Origin of the sequence: Pseudomonas sp. FSL R10-0399 (genome assembly GCF_009600165.1) — a bacterium.
Classification (GTDB): Bacteria; Pseudomonadota; Gammaproteobacteria; order Pseudomonadales; family Pseudomonadaceae; genus Aquipseudomonas; species Aquipseudomonas helleri.
The window spans coordinates 1-7,723 of sequence record NZ_WIWK01000178.1 but is presented as its reverse complement, the minus strand read 5'-3'; the positions used below and the strand labels follow the sequence as shown (position 1 = coordinate 7,723).

The 7,723-nt window shown below is 60.9% G+C and carries 9 protein-coding genes; all 9 read right to left on the bottom strand.

What is annotated here, in order from left to right; translation table 11 throughout:
- Positions 1-102: 102 nt before the first annotated feature.
- Positions 103-567: a flagellar motor switch protein FliN gene (gene fliN / locus GHO41_RS27930; protein WP_048371405.1), complete on the bottom strand. Its 465-nt coding sequence runs from the start codon at positions 565-567 to the stop codon at positions 103-105.
- 37 nt (positions 568-604) lie between these two features.
- Positions 605-1,573 (bottom strand): flagellar motor switch protein FliM, encoded by a 969-nt coding sequence (fliM, locus tag GHO41_RS27925; protein WP_048371407.1) that lies wholly within the window; start codon positions 1,571-1,573, stop codon positions 605-607.
- Between the two features lie 8 nt (positions 1,574-1,581).
- Positions 1,582-2,073 (bottom strand): flagellar basal body-associated protein FliL, encoded by a 492-nt coding sequence (fliL, locus tag GHO41_RS27920; protein ID WP_048371409.1) that lies wholly within the window; start codon positions 2,071-2,073, stop codon positions 1,582-1,584.
- Positions 2,074-2,266: 193 nt separating this feature from the next.
- On the bottom strand, positions 2,267-3,526 hold the full coding sequence (locus GHO41_RS27915) for a flagellar hook-length control protein FliK (RefSeq protein WP_153435217.1): 1,260 nt from the start codon (positions 3,524-3,526) through the stop codon (positions 2,267-2,269).
- Positions 3,527-3,601: 75 nt separating this feature from the next.
- Positions 3,602-3,967 (bottom strand): Hpt domain-containing protein, encoded by a 366-nt coding sequence (locus tag GHO41_RS27910; protein WP_048386048.1) that lies wholly within the window; start codon positions 3,965-3,967, stop codon positions 3,602-3,604.
- A gap of 30 nt (positions 3,968-3,997) precedes the next feature.
- On the bottom strand, positions 3,998-5,707 hold the full coding sequence (locus tag GHO41_RS27905; RefSeq protein WP_371929062.1) for a SpoIIE family protein phosphatase: 1,710 nt from the start codon (positions 5,705-5,707) through the stop codon (positions 3,998-4,000).
- On the bottom strand, positions 5,704-6,009 hold the full coding sequence (locus GHO41_RS27900; protein ID WP_153435216.1) for an STAS domain-containing protein: 306 nt from the start codon (positions 6,007-6,009) through the stop codon (positions 5,704-5,706). Before GHO41_RS27900 ends, GHO41_RS27905 begins: the two co-directional genes overlap by 4 nt.
- A gap of 183 nt (positions 6,010-6,192) precedes the next feature.
- Positions 6,193-6,645 carry a flagellar export protein FliJ gene (gene fliJ, locus GHO41_RS27895; protein WP_153435215.1) on the bottom strand — a complete coding sequence of 151 codons (453 nt, stop codon included), beginning with the start codon at positions 6,643-6,645 and terminating at the stop codon, positions 6,193-6,195.
- A gap of 6 nt (positions 6,646-6,651) precedes the next feature.
- Positions 6,652-7,723 (bottom strand): FliI/YscN family ATPase (locus tag GHO41_RS27890; protein WP_153435214.1); only part of this gene is annotated, 1,072 nt, incomplete at its 5' end.

The window sequence follows — 7,723 nt, the reverse complement described above, 5'->3', positions numbered from 1 at the left end:
GCTGGCAGCCACGGGCGCAACGGCGCTCGCGGTGCTCGCCACCGGCTCTGCTGCCAGGGCGCTCAAGGGTAGCGCCAGTAAACCGCCGAGAAGCCGCTTCACTTAGCGCAACTTCTTGATGCGTTCGCTTGGGCTGATCACGTCGGTCAGACGGATGCCAAACTTTTCGTTGACTACCACCACTTCACCATGGGCAATCAGCGTGCCGTTAACCAGCACGTCCAGCGGCTCACCGGCCAGGCGATCGAGTTCGATGACCGAGCCCTGGTTGAGTTGCAGCAGGTTACGAATGTTGATGTCGGTGCTGCCCACTTCCATGGAAATCGACACCGGAATGTCCAGAATCACATCCAGGTTGGGACCGTCCAGCGACACCGGGTCGTTGTTGCGCGGCACGCTGCCGAACTCTTCCATGGGCAAGCGGTTGGACGCCGGCTTTTGCGCGGCATCAGCGGCCAGCAGCGCGTCGATATCGGCCTGGCCAACATCGCCGGTTTCTTCCAGCGCGGCGGCCCATTCATCTGCCAGCGCCTGGTCGGCGGCGCTTGTATCGTTTTCGTTAGCCATCAGGTGTCCTCACTGAGCAATTGGGGGAGTTCGGTGCTTAACGCCGAACGATGGGTTCGAGCACTTGCAAGGCCAGATTGCCTTTGTGCGAACCCAGTTTGACCTTGAACGTGGGCACGCCATTGGCGCGCATCACCAGTTCGTCCTGCAATTCGATCGGGATCACGTCCCCCGGCGCCATGTGCAAAATGTCGCGCAGGCGCAGTTGGCGGCGGGCCACGGTGGCGCTCAGCGGTACGCTGACGTCCAGCACGTCTTCGCGCAGGGCTTTGCTCCAGCGTTCGTCCTGGTCGTCGAGGTCTGACTGAAAGCCGGCATCGAGCATTTCGCGCACCGGCTCGATCATCGAGTACGGCATGGTCACGTGCAGGTCGCCGCCGCCACCATCGAGCTCGATGTGGAAGGTCGACACCACAATCGCTTCGCTGGGGCCGACGATGTTGGCCATGGCCGGGTTCACTTCCGAGTTGATGTACTCGAAATTGACTTCCATGATCGCCTGCCAGGCTTCTTTCAAATCGACGAAGGCCTGCTCCAGTACCATGCGCACGACGCGCAATTCGGTGGGGGTGAATTCGCGGCCTTCGATTTTGGCGTGACGGCCGTCGCCACCAAAAAAGTTGTCCACCAGCTTGAACACCAGCTTGGCGTCGAGGATGAACAGCGCGGTGCCGCGCAACGGCTTGATCTTGACCAGGTTGAGGCTGGTGGGCACGTACAGCGAGTGCACGTATTCACCGAACTTCATCACCTGCACGCCGCCCACCGCCACATCTGCCGAGCGGCGCAGCATGTTGAACATGCTGATGCGGGTATAGCGGGCGAAACGCTCGTTGATCATTTCCAGGGTCGGCATGCGGCCCCGGACAATCCGGTCCTGACTGGTCAGGTCGTAACTTTTGACGCTGCCGGGTTCGGCAGCCGCCTCGGCCTGTACCAGACCGTCATCGACGCCATGCAGCAGCGCGTCGATCTCATCCTGGGACAGCAGGTCTTGCACGGCCATGTCGTGTCCTACTGCAATACAAAGTTAGTAAAGAGGGCCTGATCAATAACCACTTTGCCGAGTTCTTTTTGCGCCACTTCCTGCACGCTGGCAGTGGCTTTCTGACGCAACATTTCCTGCCCCACCGGAGTGGCGAGGCTGTCAAAGGTCTGTCCGGAGAACAGCATGACCAGGTTGTTGCGGATCACCGGCATATGCACCTTGAGCGCATTGAGGTCATTTTGATCCCGCGCCTGCAAGGTGATGCTCACTTGCAGATAGCGCTGGCGGCCGTTGTCATTGAGGTTGACCACAAAAGCGGGTGGCAGCGGCTCGTAGATGGCCGGGCGCTTGATGTTGGCGTCCACCACAGGCGGCGCGGCGCTTTTCTCGCCGCTCATGAAAAACCAGGTGGCACCCACCGACAAGCCGATGGCCAGCAACAACGCCACGACCACCAGAATAATCAGCTTGAGTTTGCCTTTATCGGCGGGGTCTTTCGGTGCGTCGGTCGTCGCCATGCCAATAATCCGTCACTTTTGGGTTTTCACAGGTGCATGACTAGGCAGAGCAAGTGTTATGCCAGAACTGGAGGGGGGCACATCGATAGTCAAGGATCACAAAATCTGTAGGAGCTGCCGCAGGCTGCGATCTTTTGATCTGTAAAAGATCGCAGCCATCGTTCCTCGTCAGCTCCTACGGGCGACTCGGGGTTCAGGCGTAGTAGTCCACGGCGCTGGTGCCCAGCACGATGCTGGGGGCGACGGGTTCGGCGGCGGCTAACGGCGTGTCGTCGTCAAGGCGCGCGCCACTGGCCCGGGAGCGCTGCTGGCCTTGTTGCTCCTGGCCTTGCCCCTGCCAACTGCGAGATTGGTCCGACACATTGACGTCGACCTGGCCCATGCCCTGCTGGGCGAGCATGTCACGCAGGCGGTGCATCTGGCTGTCCAGCGCTTCACGCACGGCCGCATGGCCGCTGACAAAGTTGACTTGCGTGGACTGGTCCGCCGCGACGTTGACGCGAATATCCAGACGCCCAAGCTCCGCCGGTTGCAATTGGATGTCGGCGGATTTGAGGTTGGCGCTGGACAGGTACATCACGCGGTTGACGATGTCCTCCGACCAACCGCTCTGGTGCATGGCCAGCGGCTGGTTGACCGGCAGCGCATTCGCGGTTTTCGGCACGGCCGCCTGGGTCAGCGCAGCCAGACGGTTGGCAAAGTCATCGACACGGGTGTCGCTGGAAGCGCTTTTGAGGTCTTTGAGGCCGTCATCCACCAGCCCCTTGAAGGCTTTTTCACCGCCCTCACCCGTACTGGAGGCGTCGGCTTTGGGCTCAAGCATCTGCGCAATCGCGTTCGGCTGGCCTTGGCTCGCACTGGCCAAGTTGTCGGGTTGAGCATTTTTCGCCGGTGACTGGCTGCTGGCGGACACATGGCCGCCCTGCTCCATGGCCAGGCGCACAGCGGGCATGTCATCCAGCGGGTCGGCTTGTGGGTCAAAGGTGTCATCCACCACAGGCGGTGGCGGCGCTTGCACGGCCATGTTCGCGGCGGCCAGTTGCGCAGCTTGCTCATCAGGCTGTGCCGGGGCAACAGGCGCAGGGGTTTGCGCTACCGCCGGTGGCGTTTGCACAGCAGGGGGTGTGGTATCGGCAGTCGGCAGGCCGTCGTCAGGTTTGACCGGCGTGTCATCTTGGTCGGTGCTTTGAGACTTGCCAGCAGGCAAGGGTTTGCCGCTATCGGCAACAGCAGGCGATGGGTTTGCAGCGCTGTTATTGCTCGCATCGCGTGTTATGGCAGGCTTGCTGCTGGTGACACCCGAGGTGGCGTCAGACGCTTTGGCATAGACCCTGGAAAACGGCTCGCCCCCTGTTTTTACGGGCTCGACGTCAGGTTGTGCAGCTTTGCCCGTTGCGGCTTTGGACGTAGCGACGGCAGGTGTCTGAAGGAACGGGTTGGCGGCGAGTGGCATTGGCAAAGTCTCCGCTGTACGGCAGGCATCGGTACAGGTGGGAGAGACAGAGCAAGGTTCGGGCCAGCTTTGCCGTCAGTTGCCCGAGAGGTAACTGGAGACGCTCACCCGCTGGCGCTCGGCGCGATACAGCTGGCGGACCATTTGGTATTCGTCATTGATTTCGATGACCAGCTCTTTGATGTCCGCCAGTTGCTTCTTTTGCGCACGCTCTTCGAGCTGACCGCACAACAGCGCCAGGCGGGTGGCGCCCATGTTGCTGCTGCTGCCTTTGAAGCTGTGCGCAACCAGGGTCAGGTCACGGGCTTCCTGGGCATTGTGCAATTGGTCGATACGTTCTTCGGAGTCTGAGAGAAAGGTGTCCAGCAGGTCTGCAAACCCCTCTTCCATCACCTCGCGCAACGAACTGATGACTTGCTCATCCATATGAATTTCAGACACTTGTTCACTCCTTGATCAAGAATGCTCGGATTATGCCAGAGCCTCCCATAAAAACTCTACGGTCGCTGTACGACCCTCGTCGGACCACCGCGCGGACGGGCAGAGCTGGCGCACCAGACTCAAACCGCGCCCCGACAAACGGTCGAGATCAAGCGGTCTGGCCAGCATGCTGGCGACGTCAAAGCCCGGCCCGCTGTCTTCTACGTGCAGTGTCAGGCGACCACCCTGGCGCTCGGGCACCACGCACATAGCCACACGCACGAAACCACTTTTTAACGCAATCAGACGCTGATTGCGCAATTCGTAATATCTTGCAAAACCTTTAGCGTCTCGCTTGAGCCGAGAATCCAGCCCCAGCACGCCATGTTCCAGCGCATTGCTATACAGCTCGGACAGCACCGCATGGATCTGAGCGCCCTGGGCACGCAGGCCATGCACCTCCATCAGCATGTGCAGCAAATAAGGCAGCGGGTTGAACTGTTGCAGCGTCGACGCCCGGAATTCGAAACGGGCAGACCAGTCGAGCGGACTGCATTGGCCGCTGTCGGTGTAGAGCATCGCGGGCATCCCCAGGCGCTGCGCAACCTGCGAGGTGATCTGCACCATGCTGACGTCATCGCGAATCTGCCCCTGAAACTGCCGCAACGCCTGCTCGACTTCATCGATCAGGTGCTGCGGGTCGCGATTGGCCTCCAGCACGCGCTGCAACCGTTGCGCACCAAACAGCTGTTCATCCGGGCCAGTGGTTTCGGTCACGCCATCGGTGAGCAAGAACAATTGATCGCCGGGCAGCATGGGCAGCACCCGGGTCGAATGGTCAAACGCCTTGGCCTTCAACACCCCCAGCGGTAAATGCTGCGAGCTGAGCGCGGTGCGCTGCCCCGTAGCCTGGGTGTGCAAATAGCCGTCGGGCATTCCCCCGCTCCACACTTCAAGGCTGCGCCTCAGCGCACTGACACAGACCACGTGGGCGCAGCAGAACATGTCGACCGGCAGGATGCGTTTGAGCTTGGCATTCATTTCACGGAGCATTTCGCCCAGGCCATAGCCCTTGGCCGTCATGCTGTAGAACACCTCAGCCAAGGGCATCGCACCAATGGCTGCCGGCAAACCGTGGCCGGTAAAGTCGGCCAGCAGCAGATGGGTATCACCTGAAGGCGTGTGGGCAGTAAGCAACAAGTCGCCGTTGAACAAGGCGTACGGCGACTGCCGATACTGGATATTCGGGGCGTTCAGGCAGCCCTCATGGGCCACCCGGTCAAACACCGCCTTGGCCACACGCTGCTCATTGAGCAAATACACATTGTGCCGGGCGATCTGGTCACGTTGCTGCAACACGGTGTCTTGCAAGCGCCGCAGGCGATCCATGACAGTGATCTTGGCGGCCAGCAGCATCGGGTTATACGGCTTGAGCAACACATCATCACCGCCCGCCTCCAGGGTGCGGGTCAATGCATCGGCGTGATTGAGTGAAGTCAGGAAGATGATCGGCACCAGCACTTCACCGGCCAGCGCCTTGATCTGGCGCGTCGCCTCAAAGCCGTCCATCACCGGCATCAGGCCATCCATCAGCACCAGATGCGGGCGCTGCTGGCAGAAGACCTCCACGGCCTCGGCGCCGTTACTGGCCAGCAACACGGTATGGCCCAGGCGCTGCACGATAGTGGCCAGCAACAGCCGGTCCGCAGCGCTGTCTTCGGCGATCAATATCGTCAGGCCGCGAGCCTGGGGCGGGTTCACGTGATGTCGAACAACTTGTCGAAATTGGAGATGGCCAGGGTTTTGCGCACATCATTGCTGCTGTTGACCACTTGAATCTCGGCTTCATCGCCACCGGCGTGATCGCGCAGCAACAACAGCATGCCCAGGGCGGAACTGTCGATGTAGGTGGCCTCTTTCAAGTCCACGACAATCGAGTCGGGTTTGGGGACGCTCTTTTCGTAAGCATCACGAAAGTCTTGATGCTTGGCAAAATCAAACCGGCCCTTGATGGCGATGGTCAGTTGGTTGCCGTCGGCTGAAACGTGAGAAGTCACGGCCATGGGGTAGCTCCTGGTTCAGGTATCGATTGACCTGAACTATAGACGCTCTGAAAACCTGCGCCTAAACCTGTAGTCGCTGACGAGGTACGAGGCTGCGATGCGGGCTGCAGGACCGCCAATCAGGGCCGCTTCGCGCGCCATCGCAGCCTCGTACCTCGTCAGCGACTACAGGGGCATGCGGGATTAGTAGACTTCTTTGCGTGGCAGGCGCTGGGACAGTTCGTCCATCAGTTTTTGCTCGCGCTTGTTTTCAAGCTGGCGCGCTTCGTCGGCGTAGCGCTGGACCAGTTTGCGCAACCCTTCAACGCGGGCGTAGGCCTGTTGCCAGGATTCGCGGGCTTTGTTGAGGTTGTTTTCATGCCATTGCAGGCTTTGGCGTTGCTGGCCCACCGCGGTTTCAAGCTGGCCCAGAAAGTATTGATAGTTGCGCAGCCATTGGCCGGTTACGCCCTGGCTGCCGCGCTCGACCCATTGCGCCTGGTATTCGCCCCGAAAGTTTTCAAGGTCGCCCAGCTTGCTGTTGGCCAGATTGACTTGGCCCTGAAAGTGGCCCAATCGCTGGGCGGCTGCCTTTTCGGTTTTTTCGGCCATTTCGACCACCGGCGCCAGACGCGCCGCCCTTCCTCCGCTCGCCATAATCGATTAACCACCCGCCGCCGGGGCGAACAGGCTGGCCAGGTGGCCGCCGCTTTCGCCCAGGCTGATGTTGTCGTTCAGGCCTTGGCGCAGGTACGCGACCATGGCCGGTTGCAGGGCAATTGCGGTGTCGGTTTCACGGTCGCCGCCGGCCACGTAGGCGCCCACGCTGATCAAGTCCCGCGCTTGCTGGAAGCGTGACCACAGTTGTTTGAATTGCTGCGCCCGGCGCATGTGCTCGGCGCTGACCACCGACGGCATGACCCGGCTGATGGACGCTTCAATGTCGATGGCCGGGTAATGGCCCTCTTCGGCCAAACGCCGCGACAGCACGATGTGCCCGTCGAGCACGCCCCGCGCCGAGTCGGCAATCGGGTCTTGCTGGTCATCGCCTTCGGACAACACGGTATAAAACGCAGTAATCGAGCCACCTCCGGCCTCGGCATTACCGGCGCGCTCCACCAGTTTGGGCAGCTTGGCGAACACCGACGGCGGGTAGCCCTTGGTCGCGGGCGGTTCGCCAATGGCCAGGGCAATTTCCCGCTGGGCCTGAGCAAAACGGGTCAGCGAGTCCATCAGCAGCAGGACGTTTTTGCCCTTGTCGCGAAAGTATTCGGCAATCCGCGTGCAGTACATGGCCGCGCGCAAACGCATCAGCGGCGCATCGTCGGCAGGTGAGGCAACCACCACAGAACGCTTGAGGCCTTCTTCACCGAGAATGTGCTCGATAAATTCCTTCACCTCACGGCCCCGCTCACCGATCAGGCCCACCACGATAATGTCGGCCTCGGTAAAGCGCGTCATCATGCCCAACAGCACACTCTTGCCCACGCCGGTACCGGCAAACAGGCCAAGACGCTGGCCACGGCCGACCGTCAATAATCCGTTGATGCTGCGAATGCCCACGTCCAGCGGCACGCTGATGGGGTCGCGCTTGAGCGGGTTGATGGTCGGGCCGTCCATCGGCACCCAGTCTTCGGCTTTCATCAAGCCTTTGCCGTCCAGGGCGCGGCCCGCGCCGTCGAGCACCCGGCCGAGCATGCTCATGCCCATCGGCAAGCGGCCGGTGTCAGCCAAG

Bases quoted from the DNA above. Each gene is read 5' to 3' on its own strand.
- fliM (WP_048371407.1), bottom strand. From the start codon at position 1,573: ATGGCCGTGCAAGACCTGCTGTCCCAGGATGAGATCGACGCGCTGCTG.
- GHO41_RS27915 (WP_153435217.1), bottom strand. From the start codon at position 3,526: ATGCCACTCGCCGCCAACCCGTTCCTTCAGACACCTGCCGTCGCTACG.
- GHO41_RS27900 (WP_153435216.1), bottom strand. From the start codon at position 6,009: ATGGCCGTGACTTCTCACGTTTCAGCCGACGGCAACCAACTGACCATC.
- fliJ (WP_153435215.1), bottom strand. From the start codon at position 6,645: ATGGCGAGCGGAGGAAGGGCGGCGCGTCTGGCGCCGGTGGTCGAAATG.
- fliL (WP_048371409.1), bottom strand. From the start codon at position 2,073: ATGGCGACGACCGACGCACCGAAAGACCCCGCCGATAAAGGCAAACTC.
- fliN (WP_048371405.1), bottom strand. From the start codon at position 567: ATGGCTAACGAAAACGATACAAGCGCCGCCGACCAGGCGCTGGCAGAT.